This is a genomic window from Nocardia sp. NPDC057440 (genome assembly GCF_042802915.1).
Lineage (GTDB): Bacteria > Actinomycetota > Actinomycetes > Mycobacteriales > Mycobacteriaceae > Nocardia.
This window is the reverse complement of sequence record NZ_JBHVDF010000012.1, coordinates 1-13,667: the sequence shown is the minus strand read 5'-3', so window position 1 is coordinate 13,667 and position 13,667 is coordinate 1. Positions and strand designations below refer to the sequence as shown.

At 68.3% G+C, this 13,667-nt stretch carries 16 protein-coding genes; 7 read left to right on the top strand and 9 right to left on the bottom strand.

The window, feature by feature from the left end:
• Positions 1–11 precede the first annotated feature (11 nt).
• From ACFU4Z_RS23760 to ACFU4Z_RS23745, 4 genes are all read right to left on the bottom strand, one after another.
• Positions 12–149, bottom strand: a complete 138-nt coding sequence (locus ACFU4Z_RS23760; protein WP_379066578.1) for a hypothetical protein — start codon at positions 147–149, stop codon at positions 12–14.
• The gene (locus ACFU4Z_RS23755; RefSeq protein WP_379066576.1) at positions 146–652 is read right to left on the bottom strand and encodes a YbjN domain-containing protein; all 507 of its coding nucleotides are present in this window, start codon (positions 650–652) and stop codon (positions 146–148) included. The genes ACFU4Z_RS23760 and ACFU4Z_RS23755 overlap by 4 nt, the downstream gene beginning before the upstream one ends.
• A complete protein-coding gene (mshA, locus tag ACFU4Z_RS23750) occupies positions 649–2,106 on the bottom strand; it encodes a D-inositol-3-phosphate glycosyltransferase (RefSeq protein WP_379066574.1) in 1,458 nt (485 codons plus the stop codon). Before mshA ends, ACFU4Z_RS23755 begins: the two co-directional genes overlap by 4 nt.
• A 165-nt stretch (positions 2,107–2,271) precedes the next feature.
• Positions 2,272–3,105 (bottom strand): alpha/beta fold hydrolase, encoded by an 834-nt coding sequence (locus ACFU4Z_RS23745; protein WP_379066572.1) that lies wholly within the window; start codon positions 3,103–3,105, stop codon positions 2,272–2,274.
• A gap of 91 nt (positions 3,106–3,196) precedes the next feature.
• Between ACFU4Z_RS23745 and ACFU4Z_RS23740 the strand changes: the two genes are divergently transcribed.
• On the top strand, positions 3,197–3,931 hold the full coding sequence (locus ACFU4Z_RS23740; protein WP_379066570.1) for an SDR family NAD(P)-dependent oxidoreductase: 735 nt from the start codon (positions 3,197–3,199) through the stop codon (positions 3,929–3,931).
• A 170-nt stretch (positions 3,932–4,101) separates the two neighbouring features.
• Complete coding sequence (gene mscL, locus ACFU4Z_RS23735; protein WP_379066568.1) at positions 4,102–4,554, top strand: large conductance mechanosensitive channel protein MscL; 453 nt, start codon at positions 4,102–4,104, stop codon at positions 4,552–4,554.
• A gap of 74 nt (positions 4,555–4,628) precedes the next feature.
• On the opposite strand, the gene ACFU4Z_RS23730 is transcribed toward mscL, so the two are convergent.
• A complete protein-coding gene (locus tag ACFU4Z_RS23730) occupies positions 4,629–5,855 on the bottom strand; it encodes an Ig-like domain-containing protein (RefSeq protein WP_379066566.1) in 1,227 nt (408 codons plus the stop codon).
• Between the two features lie 68 nt (positions 5,856–5,923).
• Positions 5,924–7,012 carry a UDP-N-acetylmuramate dehydrogenase gene (locus ACFU4Z_RS23725; RefSeq protein ID WP_379066889.1) on the bottom strand — a complete coding sequence of 363 codons (1,089 nt, stop codon included), beginning with the start codon at positions 7,010–7,012 and terminating at the stop codon, positions 5,924–5,926.
• Between the two features lie 42 nt (positions 7,013–7,054).
• On the opposite strand from ACFU4Z_RS23725, the gene ACFU4Z_RS23720 reads away from it, so the two are divergent.
• From ACFU4Z_RS23720 to ACFU4Z_RS23710, 3 genes are all read left to right on the top strand, one after another.
• Entirely contained in the window at positions 7,055–7,540 is a 486-nt protein-coding gene (locus ACFU4Z_RS23720; protein WP_379066564.1) for a DUF2505 domain-containing protein, read from the top strand.
• A gap of 224 nt (positions 7,541–7,764) precedes the next feature.
• A complete protein-coding gene (locus ACFU4Z_RS23715; RefSeq protein WP_379066562.1) occupies positions 7,765–8,283 on the top strand; it encodes a DUF2505 domain-containing protein in 519 nt (172 codons plus the stop codon).
• On the top strand, positions 8,253–9,062 hold the full coding sequence (locus tag ACFU4Z_RS23710) for a class I SAM-dependent methyltransferase (RefSeq protein WP_379066560.1): 810 nt from the start codon (positions 8,253–8,255) through the stop codon (positions 9,060–9,062). Before ACFU4Z_RS23715 ends, ACFU4Z_RS23710 begins: the two co-directional genes overlap by 31 nt.
• Here the strand turns inward: ACFU4Z_RS23710 and ACFU4Z_RS23705 are convergent.
• Together ACFU4Z_RS23705 and ACFU4Z_RS23700 are read right to left on the bottom strand one after the other, a co-directional pair.
• Positions 8,987–10,564 (bottom strand): hypothetical protein, encoded by a 1,578-nt coding sequence (locus ACFU4Z_RS23705; RefSeq protein WP_379066558.1) that lies wholly within the window; start codon positions 10,562–10,564, stop codon positions 8,987–8,989. The two genes, ACFU4Z_RS23710 and ACFU4Z_RS23705, sit on opposite strands and share 76 nt — an antisense overlap.
• Positions 10,565–10,661: 97 nt before the next feature.
• Positions 10,662–11,267, bottom strand: coding sequence for a hypothetical protein (locus ACFU4Z_RS23700; RefSeq protein WP_379066556.1), 606 nt, complete (start codon positions 11,265–11,267; stop codon positions 10,662–10,664).
• Between the two features lie 99 nt (positions 11,268–11,366).
• On the opposite strand from ACFU4Z_RS23700, the gene ACFU4Z_RS23695 reads away from it, so the two are divergent.
• Positions 11,367–12,089 (top strand): DUF2993 domain-containing protein, encoded by a 723-nt coding sequence (locus ACFU4Z_RS23695; RefSeq protein WP_379066554.1) that lies wholly within the window; start codon positions 11,367–11,369, stop codon positions 12,087–12,089.
• 49 nt (positions 12,090–12,138) lie between these two features.
• On the opposite strand, the gene deoC is transcribed toward ACFU4Z_RS23695, so the two are convergent.
• A complete protein-coding gene (deoC, locus tag ACFU4Z_RS23690; RefSeq protein WP_379066552.1) occupies positions 12,139–12,807 on the bottom strand; it encodes a deoxyribose-phosphate aldolase in 669 nt (222 codons plus the stop codon).
• 178 nt (positions 12,808–12,985) lie between these two features.
• Here deoC and ACFU4Z_RS23685 point away from each other — a divergent pair, with 178 nt between their 5' ends.
• Entirely contained in the window at positions 12,986–13,561 is a 576-nt protein-coding gene (locus ACFU4Z_RS23685) for a GNAT family N-acetyltransferase (protein WP_379066550.1), read from the top strand.
• Positions 13,562–13,667: the final 106 nt, after the last annotated feature.

Below are 13,667 nucleotides of genomic sequence, written 5' to 3'. Positions count from 1 at the left end.
GATCCCGCACCCTACGGCGTCGAAGGCGGCTTTCCGAGCACCGACGCCGGCACCGCGTCCGCGAATTCGGCGCCACTGGTCCCGCCCGCGATCAGCGTTCGATACCCGCCCTCCTGAGCGGATTCGGCAAGGCAGCCGGACTCGCTCATGGCTTATCGGCCGCGTCCACCAAATGCTCGAAGGCGCGCAGATTCTTCAGCGATTCGCCGCGCGAGACACGCCACTTCCACTCTCTCCGAATGGATTCGGCGAAGCCGAGCTCGAGCAGGGTGTTGAAGTCGGCGTCGGCGGCCTCGAGGATCTGGCCGAACACCCGGTCCAGTTCATCGGCGGTGACGGCGTGGGTCGCGATGCGGCCGACCAGGTAGATATCGCCGACGCGGTCGAGGGTGTATGCCACGCCGTAGAGCCTGCGGTTGCGCCGCAGCAGGAATTTATAGACGCCCTCGAAGTTTTCGTCGGGCTTGCGGCAGACGAACGATTCGATCCGCACGCCGTGCTTGCCGACGGTGAGCATGACGGTGGTCTTCAGCTTGCGCTCACCGGGCAGGATGACGACGAAGACATCCGCGCTCGGCCGGGTGTATTCGATCTCCCTGTCACGTAGCGTCGCATCGATCAGCTGTGCGGTCGCGTGCGCCCCGCTACTCACCGGTGTGCTCCCGTCCGGCGCCGCCACAGCGCCCGTGATCTGGCCTGGCTGCTCTCGCCGAGGAGAGCGGCAGTGCGTTCCATGGCGAGGCTAGCGCGCTCACCGGGTACCGCGAACTCGGCGTCGCCGCTGAGCAGCTGTGGGTGGTCGGACACCATGTCGCGCCCGCCACCGAGCCGGGTGCGCACCGCACGGAAATCGGCCAGCGCCGCGGAGTAGCTGACGAGCAGTCCTTCGGCGGTGTGTTCCCAGGAGAAGTTGGCGGCGTGTCCGACGGCGCGGGCGCTCATGCGCGCCAGCCGTTGCGGGTCGTCCAGCAGGTCGCCGAGCGCGCTCGCCCAATCGGTGGTGGCATGGCCGGGAAGCAGCAGACCGGTCTCGTCGTGGCGGACCGCGGTGCCGAGCCCGCCCACGTCCGCTGCCAGCACCGGCGTGCCGCTGGCCTGCGCTTCGATGGCGACCAGGCCGAACGATTCGTTGTAGCTGGGCACCGCGACCAGATCGGCGGCGCGGTACACCTGGACGAGGCGGTCGGGCGGCTGCGGCGGCAGGAAGGTCACGCGGTCGGCGATGCCGAGGGCGGCCGCCAGCTCGATCAGCACGTCGGGGCGCTCGAGTCCCGTTCCGGAAGGGCCGCCGACGATGAGCACCCGCAGCTTGCGCGCGGGCTGGGCCCGCAGCACCTCGGCCGCGGCGCGCACCAGCACGTCGGGCGCCTTCAGTGGCTGGATCCGGCCGACGAACGCGACGATCTGCTCGTCGGCGGCCAGCCCCAATTCCGCGCGGGCCGCGGCCTTGTCGCCGGGGCGGTAGCGGGTCAGATCGGCGCCGGGCGGCACCACGTCGATGCGTTCGGGCTGGGCGCCGTAGAGCTCGATGAGCTGGCGCGCCTCATCGGCGGTGTTGGCGACCATCCGATCCGCTTCGGCGATCACCTGCTTCTCACCGATCTCACGGGTGACGGGTTCGGGACAGTCGCCGTCGGCGAGTGCGGCGTTCTTCACCGCGGCCAGGGTGTGCGCGGTGTGCACGAGCGGCACCCGCCAGCGGTCTCTGGCCAGCCACCCGACCTGACCGGACAGCCAGTAGTGCGAGTGCACGAGGTCGTAATAGCCGGGCTGATGCCTGGCTTCCTGCCGCAGCACCTCGGCGGTGAACGGGCACAACTGGGTCGGCAGGTCGTGTTTGTCCAGCCCCTCGAACGGACCCGCCACCACATTGCGCACAAGCACCCCGGGCGCCGCCTCCTGCACGGGCGGGACATTCGAGGAGGTGGCCCTGGTGAAGATCTCCACCTCGGTACCGCGACGGGCCAGCTGAATGGCGGTTTGCAGCACGTACACGTTCATGCCGCCCGCGTCGCCAGTGCCCGGTTGAGCAAGTGGTGAGGTGTGCACCGATAGCACGGCAATCCGATTGGGCCGTAGGTCCGGGCGTTGACTCACACCATCCATAGTGCACGTTGGATCAACGAACTCAGACGCCGCTACCGGGGCAAGTGACGGCCATCACAGGTCGTTCGTGAGCACACTCACGAATCTCGCGCCGTCCGAGGACGCTCCTCGACCAAGGCCCAGTCTGCACGCGGAGCGCAGACCGTACCGGCGGGTTTCGGACGGCTACTTCGGCGCGACCTCCAGGCTGTCGACGAACGCGCCGACCTCGGCCACGAACCGCGCGGGGTCCTCGATGAACAGACCGTGCTGCGCGCCCTCCCAGAACGAGGCGCGCGCACCCGGCACCGAATCGAGGATGTAGCGGCCGTTCTCGATCGGGACGACCGGATCACTGGTGCCGTGCAGCACCAGCACCGGGACATCGAGGGCGCGCAGCGTCTCGGTGTTGTCGACGGTCCGATAGAACAGCGCCTTGCGCACTCGCGGCGGTGTCGCCAGGCTCGCGCCGAACAGTCGCTGGGCATCGACGCCCTTGTCCTGGCCCGGGCCGGTGTTGGCATTGCCGAAGACGCCGAATGCGCGCACCGCGCGCCCGGCGCTCTCCTCGAAGACGCCGGGAATGGCTTCCTGCATGGCCGAACCGGTCTCCGCACCCGGTGCACGGCCGATATTGGCCATCGAACCGGTGTAGACGACGCCGGCGATCGCGCCGGTGCCATAGGCGGTCAGGTAGTCGCTGAGCACAATGCCGCCGTAGGACCAGCCAAGCAGCACCGCGCCGGACTCGATGCCCTCCCTCGCAAGCACCGCCGCGATATCGGCGGCCCAGTTCTCGGGATCGTCGTATCCGGCCTCCGGCGCATCGGAGTAGCCATGCCCGCGCAGATCGACAGCGATGACACGGAAGCGCTCGGCCAACTCGTCGGCGGCCGCACCCCAGCACCGCAGATTCGCCGACCAACCGTGCAGCAGCAGCAGCGGTCGCCCGTCGACGGGCCCACTGACCCGATAGACGATGGAGGTTCCGTCCGCACTGACCGCATCCCGAATAGCCATGTCTGCGAGGCTAACGGTGCGGCGCGTGCCGACCGTGATCCGGGCAACAACCCCGGCCGCCGGCAAACTCCCTGCACTTAGGATCGAGATCATGAGTATCCGCACCGCCGTCGTCACCGGAGCCAGCTCGGGAATCGGGGAAGCCACCGCCAGGGAGCTCGCCAAACAGGGTTACCACGTCTACGTCGGCGCCCGCAGGCTCGATCGGCTGCAGACCCTCGCCGACGAAATCGGCGGCACCGCGCTCGAACTCGATGTGACCTCCGACGAATCGGTGCAGGCCTTCACCGACGCGATCGACAGCGCGCATGTGCTCGTCAACAATGCGGGCGGCGCGAAGGGCCTCGCCCCGGTAGCTGAGGCGGATCTCGACGAGTGGCGCTGGATGTGGGAGACCAATGTGCTCGGCACGCTGCGCATCACCAAGTCGCTGCTGCCGAAGCTGATCGCCTCGGGCGACGGCCTCATCGTCACCATCACGTCGGTGGCCGCCTTCCACGCCTACGACAACGGCTCCGGCTACACCTCCGCCAAGCACGCCCAGGCCGTCCTGCACCGCACGCTGCGCGGCGAGCTGCTCGGCCAACCGGTCCGGCTTACCGAGATCGCGCCCGGCGCCGTCGAAACCGAGTTCTCCCTGGTCCGCTTCGACGGTGACGCCGAACGCGCCGCCAAGGTGTACGAAGGCATCGATCCGCTGGTCGCGCAGGACATCGCGGAGATTGTCGGCTTTGTCGCGTCTCGACCGTCACACGTCAACCTGGACCAGATCATCGTCGCGCCGCGTGACCAGGCGGTGCCGGGTCGCTTCGCGCGCCGCGGCTGACATCGGGTCCGCGCTCGGGTCGCAGCACCGCGCCGCGCCGTCTATCGTGGCCCGGAGCCAGGGCTGGCCGAGTGCCCCGTAGCGGTTGCTGAAGATTCGCTCCAGCGTGCACGAGCGGTTAGCATCTGGGATTTGAAATTCGAATACACCAGATTGGAGTTGCTCGGCTCATGCTCAAGGGTTTCAAAGATTTCCTGATGCGCGGGAACGTTATCGACCTCGCTGTCGCGGTGGTCATGGGCACCGCGTTCACCGCGGTGGTGACGGCGGTGACCAAGGGCATCATCAATCCCTTGCTCGCCGTTTTCGGCAAGACCAACGAGCTGGGACTCGGCGTCCAATTGGTAGCGGACAAGCCGGCCACCTTCATCGCGGTCGGCCCGATCATCACCGGGCTCATCGATTTCGTCATGGTCGCCGCGGTGCTGTACTTCGTGCTGATGGTGCCGATGAAGACCCTCAAGAACCGCTTCGGCACCACCAAGGCCGCCGAGCCGACCGAGACCGAACTGCTCATCGAAATCCGCGACCTGCTCGCCGGACGCAACCTGGGCACCGTCGAGGAGGCCATCGCGCTGGAGAAGGCGAACGTGGCGCCCGAGAAGGCCGCATCGACCCGGTAGTCACCTGGCGCACAAGACAATCCGCCCCCCGTTCGGATCATCGAACGGGGGCGGATCTGCGCACTGGTCGCGGATCAGCGCGGCGGCCCCGGCGCGACCGGTGTCGCGGAGATGCCGGGAGCGTGCGAGTCGTCCAACACGGACAAGCCCTTCCAGGTACTCCAGTCGATGGTCCAGTCGTAGAGATCGCCGTCGGCGGCCGACATCTGGATCGACGTGCCGGTCACTTCGACCGGATCGCCGTAGAGCGCCGTCGGGAAGTACGCCTGCGCGTCACTCGGCGAAAGATTGATGCAGCCATTGGTGACATTCGACGCCCCCTGCGCCGACAGCGATTCCGGATTCGCGTGGATGAATTCGCCGTTATTGGAAATGCGTACCGCCCAGCGTTCACGAACGTTGGTGTAGAAAGGCGGATTCGACATCATGAAGTCTTCGTATTTCTCGGTGACCACGTGCACACCGGAGCGGGTCACATTGCGTGGCTCATTGCCCTCGCCGTAACTGACCGGGAAGTCGAAGACCACCTGGCCGTCGCGCACCACCTGCATGCGGTGGCTCGGCGCGTTGGCCTGCACGATCTGACTGCGGCCGATGCGGAAATCCGAAGTGAGATCGGTGTATCCGTAGTTGCCGCCGCCGAGGTCGAGTCCGTAGAGCTTGGCCGTGACCTGCACAGTGGTGCCGGGCGCCCAGTAATCCTTCGGCCGCCAATGCAGGCGCGAGCCACCGTTCTCGTCGGGGAACCAGGCCCACGCGCCCTCGGTGGGCGGGTTGGTCGTGACGGTCAGCGCCTTCTCCACCGCGGCCTTGTTCTGCACAGAAGCCTTGAACTGCAGGATGATCGGCGCGGCGATGCCGACTTCCTGGTTGTCGGCGATATTGACGGTCGCGGGGACGGCGTTCTTCGGCGCGAGCGTGCGGAAGGCGCCGTCGATGGGAACCGGTTTGTGATCGATGCCGGTCGCCGTGCCCGACCAGGTGTAGGTGGCGTCGTAGCCGAGCGCCTCGGTGATCTTGTAGCTGTGCTTGTCGGGTGCGAGTTCCCCGGTGACCCGCTTGCCGCTGGCATTGGTCAGCGCGATCTGGTCGATGGTGCCGTCGGCGACGGTGACCGAGATCGGCGCCGTCGGGTTGACGTTCTCGGCGTCGGCGGCCGGGGCCATGCTCACTTTCGCGACCGGACCGGAGTCGCTCTCGCCGCCGCGGTCGATCGTGCAGCTTGCCGCCAGGGCGACCACGACGAGTAGCACGGCCGACACGGCAGCGGCCGGTCTTCGGATGACTGGACGTTTGCTCACTTCTTCGAATTTACGCCCGAGAAATCGTTAGATCGGCTAGCGAAGAATGTGGCGTCCGTTTCATCCGGCTAGAGCGTGACCCCCACCGTGACCGGCTCCGGCTCGAGCCGGATCCCGAATCGCTCGGCGACACCGTCGCGGACCGTCCTGGCCAGCGCCACCAGGTCCGCGGCCGTCGCGTCGCCGCGGTTGGTCAGCGCCAGCGTGTGCTTCGTGGACAGCCGAGCCGGGGCCGCCTGCCCGGGAAAGCCCTTGGCGAAACCGGCACGCTCGATGAGCCAGCCCGCGGAGAATTTGACCCCGTCCGGCGCGGGATAGGTCGGGATCGTGACATCGCCCACCTGCGCGATGATCGCGGCCCGCACCTCGCCCACCCCGGCCTCCGCAACGACCGGGTTGGTGAAGAAGGACCCCGCGCTCCAGGTGTCGTGATCGGCCGGGTCGAGCACCATGCCCTTGCCCGCCCGCAAGCCGAGCACCGCCGCCCGTACCTGCGCCGCCGGTCTGGATTCGCCGTTGGTCGCGCCGAGCGCGCTCGCCAGTTCGCCGTAGCGCAGCGGCGCGCTGGACCCGCTGGGATCGAGCGCGTAGTCGACGGCGAGCACCACGGCGTCGTCACGATGTTTGAGCACGCTGGTCCGGTATCCGAAACCGAGCTCGCCCGGCTCGACCCAGCGGATCTCGCCGGTGGCGCGATCGAGCAATCGCGCCCGGCGCAGCAGGCGCTCCACCTCGACGCCGTACGCGCCGACGTTCTGCACCGGGGTCGCGCCCGCCGATCCCGGAATGCCGGAAAGGCACTCCAGCCCGCCCAAACCGGCCGCTACGGTCGCCTCGACCACCGTGTCCCAGTTCGCGCCCGCCTCGGCGATCACACCGTCCGCGCCGATCTCGACGCCCTCGGTCCGCACCAGGACGACGACACCGTCGAAGCCCTCGTCACCGATCAGCAGATTGGAGCCGCCGGCGAGCAGCAACACCGGGATCGCGGCCGCGTCCAGCGCGCGCACGGTCGCGACCAGCGACTCGGTCGTCACGCACTCGGCCACCGTCGCGGGCCCGCCGACCCGCAACGTGGTCAGTTCCGCAAGCCGCACCGATTCGCGCACCAGCGCACCGGTGCCGGCCAGCAGTTCGCGCAGCTGATCCGACGACACCACCCGTGAAGTTCGCACAGCCAGACGGTAGCGTGTTCGAACATGGCTACACCCCTGGCGTACACGGCCCGCTATTCGCATCCGGTCGCGGCCGTGCGCGCGGCGATCGCTGATGAGCAGTATTGGAAGGACCGCATCGCCGAGGTGGGTGGACCCAACGCCCGACTCGATTCGGTCGCCGTCAACGGCGATGAGGTCCGCGTCGAGATGGTCCAGGCCATCGCCGCCGAACTGCTGCCCGCCGCCATCACCGCGGTCCGCCCCGGCGATCTGATCATCCCGCGCGTCGAGAACTGGTCCGGCGATACCGCGACCTTCGAGGCCCGCGTCGACGGCGCACCCGCCGAGGTCCGCGGCGCCATCGCCCTCGCCGCCGACGGCTCCGGCTCGGTCGCCACGGTCACCGGCAGCATCGAGGTGAAGATCCCGCTGTTCGGCGGGAAGATCGAAGCCGCGATCGCCGAGCGCCTCACCGAACTGTTCGCCTCCGAAGAGGAGTTCACCAACAACTGGCTCGCTCAGCGCTGAGTCCGTGCCCGACGCCGCACACCTTCTGACATGTCAGGAGGTGTGCGTTCGTTCCGGGGCGTCCCGTTCACTTCGCAAGTCTGACCGAAAGATTTCGGTCTCGGCCTGGCGCGGGCGGCCACCAGCGCGAACTGGGCAATGTCCTGGTCCGGCGGCGTGCGGACGGTATGCACAGTCACCGCCGAGGGATGGCGCGGCAATCCGTCCCGGTAACGTAATCGCTCATGGCTCGCCGACTCGACTATTCAGCCCGCTACCCGTTGCACACCACCAAAGAGCTGTATGCAGCGCTGTCGAACCGCGACTATTGGGAGGCGCGGGTCACGGAGATGCGGAAGTACTCGGAGAACGAAGTCGTGAGCCACGAGGTGAGTGACTCGGGGATCGAGATCGTGCTGCACCACATCCTGCCGCGAGAGATGCTTCCGGAGATCGCGCAGGCGGTGATGCGGAAGGACTTGGTGATCACCCGCAAGGAGAGCTACGGCCCGTTCAACGAGGACGAAGTCCTCGGCAAATACTCCGCGTCCATCCCCGCGGGCCCCGGCAGCCTCGGCGGCACCATCCGCCTGTTCCCCACCGACACCGGCTGCACCGCGCGCTTCTCCTCGGAGGCGAAGGTGTTCATTCCCATGGTTGGTCCACGGCTCGAGCAGCTGATGCTGGTGAACCTCGTCGACCTGTTCCGTGCCGAGGCCGAAGAGACCGTGCGGTGGCTGGAAGACCAAAACCCGACCAGCTGACCAGACCGGTCGGCACCATCACCCGCGGCACCACCGGCGTCAACCGGCTGCGGCGCAGCGACCGCTGGCTGATCAACGACGAGCTGGTCTGTGCGCGCTTGCGGGCCGCGCCGGATCCGCTGGTCGTCGACCTCGGTTACGGTGCGAGCCCGTGGACCACGCTGGAGCTGGCGACCCGGCTGCGGACCGTCCGCGCCGACGTGCGTGTGATAGGTCTGGAGATCGATCCGGAACGGGTGGTGCCCGGCCGCGACGGTGTCGAGTTCACCCGCGGCGGCTTCGAATTGGCCGGGCTGCGGCCGGTCTTGGTACGCGCGTTCAATGTGCTGCGGCAATATCCGGAGTCGGCGGTCCCCGACGCGTGGGCGACCATCCTGTCCGGCGTCGCCCCCGACGGCCTGCTGGTCGACGGAACCTGCGATGAACTCGGCCGCCGCTGCGCCTGGGTGCTGCTGGATCGCTCCGGGCCGCTGTCGCTCACCCTGGCGTGGGATCCGTTCACCGTCGAACGCCCCTCCGACATCGCCGAGCGACTTCCGAAGGCGTTGATCCATCGCAACATTCCCGGCGAACCGATCCATGCCCTGCTCACCGCCGCCGACCGCGCCTGGGCCCGCGCCGCGCCGCACGCGCCGTTCGGGCCACGGGTCCGCTGGCGGGCCGCCGCGCAGTCGTTGCGGCAGGAAGGTTTTCCGGTGCGGACCTACCGCCGCCGCATGCGCGACTGTGTGCTCTCGGTGCCGTGGTCGGCCGTCGCGCCGAACAACGATCGCACGTAGTCCGTCGCGGCCCCGACCGAGCCCAGCGCCGCCGCGACCGAGCCTGTCGCCGCCGCGACCGGCAGAATCGAATGCGGCTCGAAGGGCTGACGCCACAGCCCGCCGTGCGCCGCGCCCACCGCGAACAGGCTCTCTGGATTCGCATCGTCCGGCACGGCAGGCGGCGCCATCAGGTCGGCGACCAGTTTCGCGGCGAGAAGTGCTCGCGCCGTGGCGGGCTCGAACACCTCGACGCCGAATCGGTGCACGCCACGGTAGGCCGCCGCAAGCGAACGCTCGGCCCGCACCGCTCGCGTCGAGGTCGGTGGCGCGACGGTGTAGGACACCGTGCGATCCGCGGTGTGCGCGAGCACCGCGCGCCAGCGCGGGATGCGATGCGCCAGAGCATGATTCGGGCCGATGGATGGAACAAGCGCATCCGCGACACCCCAGATCGCCCCGAGGTGATCGGCGACCGTGGTGCGATAGTTCGGCATACACAGCGTCGACACCGACAGCAGCCGCAGCAGATTCTGGTCCGCGCCGCGCAGTCCACGCCCGTGCAGTCGCGCATGTGCCTCCGCGACAACCTCTTCCGGCACGGCATAACAGTCGATCGGCGACCCGAGAAACGCCAGCGCGGCGTCCGGGCGGTGCTCGAGCAGATCCTCGACAAGGACGTCCTGCGCGGTGGCGAGCCGAACTCCCTCGGGACCCTGATCATTCGCGTACAGGCCGAACACCGGCCGGACCTCCGCATCGAGGTGCGCGCGGATCCAATGCACCAGCGCCGGGAACTGCTTGGTGATATCGACGCCGGGATCGGCCGTGACCGGATAGCGCAGCACCCCGGCGCCGCTCTCGGCGAGCCGCGAAAGTTCCTGCCAGCGTTGTGTCCCCGGCAGATCGATGCCGAGCACGTCCGCACCCCACCGCAACAGCGGGCGAAGCGGGCCGAGCTCGGCCGCCGCCCCAGTGACGATGACGCGGAAACCAGGCAGTGCCAACCATTCCGGATGGTCGATCACCCGCTCCACCGCGGCGGCGAAACCCGGTTCCACGATGCCGGCGCGACGCCAATCGGTCAGCCTGCGCTGCAACGACTCCTCCGCCAACACCGTGTCGCGGTAGGGAACCTCCAGCCGCCCGAGTGGTTTCGCGCTGCCCTCGACCCGGACGGTATCGAGTGTGCCCGGTGCGGCGACCTTTTCGACGTCGACGCTGCGCAGCGGCGCGACGGTCGCTCCGGTGACCAGCCGAAGCAAATTGCGCGCGGAGCGCAGCCCTTCGGTCGCGATGCCGACCGACGCGGCGGGCGAGCTGGCAGCCAACGCGGTCAGCCCACGGAACACTGTGCGATAGGAGCATCGCCAGTCCCGGCAGGTCTCTACCGTCTGGGCGAGATCCGCGTCATATCCGCGGACCGCGTCGGCGACCACGGCGGTGGCGAACATATCGCCGATCCGCTCGGGCGCACCGGAGGGGAAGACGAGATCCCACCTGCTCTGACCTTCGGTCCCCATGTTCAGTCACCCTGCCACGATCGCGCGCCCGGCAAAACCGGACGCCGAGGCACTTCATAGCCGGACCGAATCACCTCGCACCCGCGCACCGAGCGGCTCATACGCCGGTGAGGGCCCGATACACCCGGGCGGCCGCACGCGGGGGCAGCCGGACACTGGCCGAACGGATTTCGTCGCGCGCACATCGGTGGATGGCGACCGCATCGCCGACCACCTCGTCCAAGGCGGTCTGTCCGATGTCCGCCTCCGCGAGATCGAGCACCGTCCGCACCGGCGTCGTCACCAGGAACGAGCCCGCCGACTCGACATCGGTGGGGATCAGGGGACGGCGCAACACCACCAGGCGCGGCGTCACCGGCGGACGCCCGGCACCGACCGACAGATGCAGGAATCGCGGCCGTAGTCGCCCCAGCCCGTGCAGCTCGGCCGCGCTCTGATGCGACACCGCGGCGGCGCCGTCGAACCAGGCCGCCCACATGGCGTACTCGTCGAGCGGTCCATCAGGCCAACCGGCCAGCCGAAGTAAACCCACTCCCGCCCGCGTCACCGACCCGTCTCCGAGCGCCACCCGCACCCGCACCTCACAACCGGTGCGCAGCACCTGCCTGGTGGTGAAGAATCCGGCATGCCGCCCGGCCAGGCGCCGCAGCACCCGCCATCCCTGCTCCGCGGAGAGTGCGCGGGCCGCAGCATCGCCAGCCATGGCCACCAGGCTACGCTCGAAACTTGTGTCACATGTCACAATCGATCCCCTCACCGCGCCCTCAGAGCGAACACAGAAATGTCGGGAAGAATCGGGCTCATGAGTCAGAAGCCTCCTGCCACCGCGACCTCCACTCGGCGCACCCTGGTGATCGCCCTGGTCGTGGTCGTGACGCTGCTCATCGGTGCGCTGGTCGCCGGCGAGGCGTACGCCAGGCACAAGTTCTCGCGGTGCATCAGCACGCAATTCGAGAAGGACATGGGCTCGAAGATCGACGTCGGCTTCGGCAGGCGACCGATGCTGCTCACTCTGATCGACGGCAAGGTGTCCCAGGTGACGGTGGACAGCGCCGACTCCAAGTTCGGTCCGGCCGTCGGCATGGTGGTGCACGCCAGGTTCAAGGGCCTCGATGTCCAGAACGCCGAACAGGGCGGCGGCACCATCGATAGTTCGTCGGCCGATGTCACCTGGAGCAACGACGGTATCCGGCAGACGCTCGGCGGCCTGGTCAGCGACGTGCACTCCTCTTCGAGCAGCGGCATGCTGACCCTGGACGTGCTCGGTGGGCTCGCCCAGCTGCAGGTGCAGCCGCGGGTGGTGAACGGCGTAGTGCAGGTGGACACCATGTCGGCGGAGCTGCTCGGCATGGGCCTGCCCACTGATCTGGTGCAGGGCATTGTCGATGTCTTCACCCAGAGCCTGCAGAGCTATCCGATGGGCCTGAAGGCGACCGACATCAAGGTGACCGACGACGGTATCGCGGTGAAGCTGGAGGGCGGCCGCACCGAGCTCGAGGCCGCCACGAACGGGGCTCGCTGCTGATCACCGCCGAAAGCGTGTCCTCGCCGGTAGAATTCGCACCCTGAACGAATCAGGCGGGGAAACCGTCAAGCACCGCACGGGATTTGGACAGCCCGAGGCGTGTCGCGCCGGCGGCGATCAGTTCCGCTGCGGCTTCGGCGGTCCGGATCCCACCACTCGCTTTCACTCCGAGCCGCCCGCCGACCGTATCGGCCATCAGCGCGACCGCGTGCACGCTCGCACCGCCCGCTGGATGAAATCCGGTGGAGGTCTTCACAAAGTTCGCACCCGCGCGTTCGGCGACGCGGCAGACCTCCACGATCGCGGCGTCGGGCAACGCGGCAGATTCGATGATCACTTTGAGCACCGCCCGCTCGCCCATCGCCTCACGGACCGTGACGATGTCGGCCAGGACGGCGTTGTAGTCACCGGCAAGCGCAGCGCCGACATCGATGACCATGTCCACCTCGGCCGCGCCTTGCTCGACGGCGAGGCGGGCCTCCGCGCCTTTCACCAGCGAATGATGTTTACCGGAAGGGAATCCGGCGACCGTCGCGATCGCCACGCCCGGGGCCCGCAACGGCAGCATGGACGGCGATACGCAGATCGCGTACACGCCGAGCGCACGCGCTTCGGCGATGAGCGCGTCGACATCGGCGGTCCTCGCCTCGGGTGCGAGCAAGGTGTGATCGATCATGGCGGCCACTTCGGCCCGGGTCAGCGACGTGGAATTTGCCATGGGGTGAGAGTCTGGCATACCGGCGGCGAATTCCATTGCGTGCCTCTGGTGCTTCCCGCACACTCGTTATTGTCGGTGGAGGACAGGTAATGCATCGGACACGAGCGCGTGCACGACGCCGCCGCACGCGCAGGGAGCATGTACGGATGGCCCTACTCGTTCAGGAGGAGACGACACCGTGCTGATCCGTCGCGAACGCGCCGACGATGTCACTGCCATCGCGGCGGTGCATCGCAGCGCCTTCGGACCGCAGTACGCCGACGGCGATGCGCAATACACCCTCGCCGACGCCGACATCGTGGAGATGACCGGCGACGGCGCCGCCGACCCGCCCGAGGTCGATCTCGTCGCCCGCCTCCGCAGCGACGAAGGCTGGATCCCCACGCTGTCCTTCGTCGCCATCGAGCACGGCATCGTCATCGGGCATGTGTGCCTCACCCGCGCGGCTGTCGGCCCGTTTCCGGTCCTCGCCCTCGGCCCGCTCGGCGTCGACACCGAACACCAGGGCAGCGGCGTCGGCACGGCCCTCGTGCACGCCGCCCTCGGCGCGGCGGACGCCCTAGACGAACCCCTCGTCGCCCTGCTCGGCAGTGCCGACTACTCCCCCCAGTTCGGCTTCGTCCCCGCCGCCCGGCTCGGCATCACCCCTGACGAACCCACCTGGGTCTCCCACTTCCAGGTCCGCCCACTGACCGCATACGACTCGCAGATAGTCGGCGAATTCCATTACGCCGAACCGTTTTATGGTGCTTGATCTGCTGTGTTTTTTGGCAGCGCCTGCGGCGCTGCGTGTTCGCGGCCCCCTTGGTCTCGCTTCCGAGCCGTCGAGACTTGCGCCTTCGGCGCGTGCGCTTCGACGG

Coding starts and splice junctions, on each gene's coding strand:
- ACFU4Z_RS23760 (WP_379066578.1), bottom strand. CDS start 149: ATGAGCGAGTCCGGCTGCCTTGCCGAATCCGCTCAGGAGGGCGGGTAT.
- mshA (WP_379066574.1), bottom strand. CDS start 2,106: ATGGATGGTGTGAGTCAACGCCCGGACCTACGGCCCAATCGGATTGCC.
- ACFU4Z_RS23745 (WP_379066572.1), bottom strand. CDS start 3,105: ATGGCTATTCGGGATGCGGTCAGTGCGGACGGAACCTCCATCGTCTAT.
- ACFU4Z_RS23740 (WP_379066570.1), top strand. CDS start 3,197: ATGAGTATCCGCACCGCCGTCGTCACCGGAGCCAGCTCGGGAATCGGG.
- mscL (WP_379066568.1), top strand. CDS start 4,102: ATGCTCAAGGGTTTCAAAGATTTCCTGATGCGCGGGAACGTTATCGAC.
- ACFU4Z_RS23720 (WP_379066564.1), top strand. CDS start 7,055: ATGGCTACACCCCTGGCGTACACGGCCCGCTATTCGCATCCGGTCGCG.
- ACFU4Z_RS23715 (WP_379066562.1), top strand. CDS start 7,765: ATGGCTCGCCGACTCGACTATTCAGCCCGCTACCCGTTGCACACCACC.
- ACFU4Z_RS23705 (WP_379066558.1), bottom strand. CDS start 10,564: ATGGGGACCGAAGGTCAGAGCAGGTGGGATCTCGTCTTCCCCTCCGGT.
- ACFU4Z_RS23700 (WP_379066556.1), bottom strand. CDS start 11,267: ATGGCTGGCGATGCTGCGGCCCGCGCACTCTCCGCGGAGCAGGGATGG.
- ACFU4Z_RS23695 (WP_379066554.1), top strand. CDS start 11,367: ATGAGTCAGAAGCCTCCTGCCACCGCGACCTCCACTCGGCGCACCCTG.
- deoC (WP_379066552.1), bottom strand. CDS start 12,807: ATGGCAAATTCCACGTCGCTGACCCGGGCCGAAGTGGCCGCCATGATC.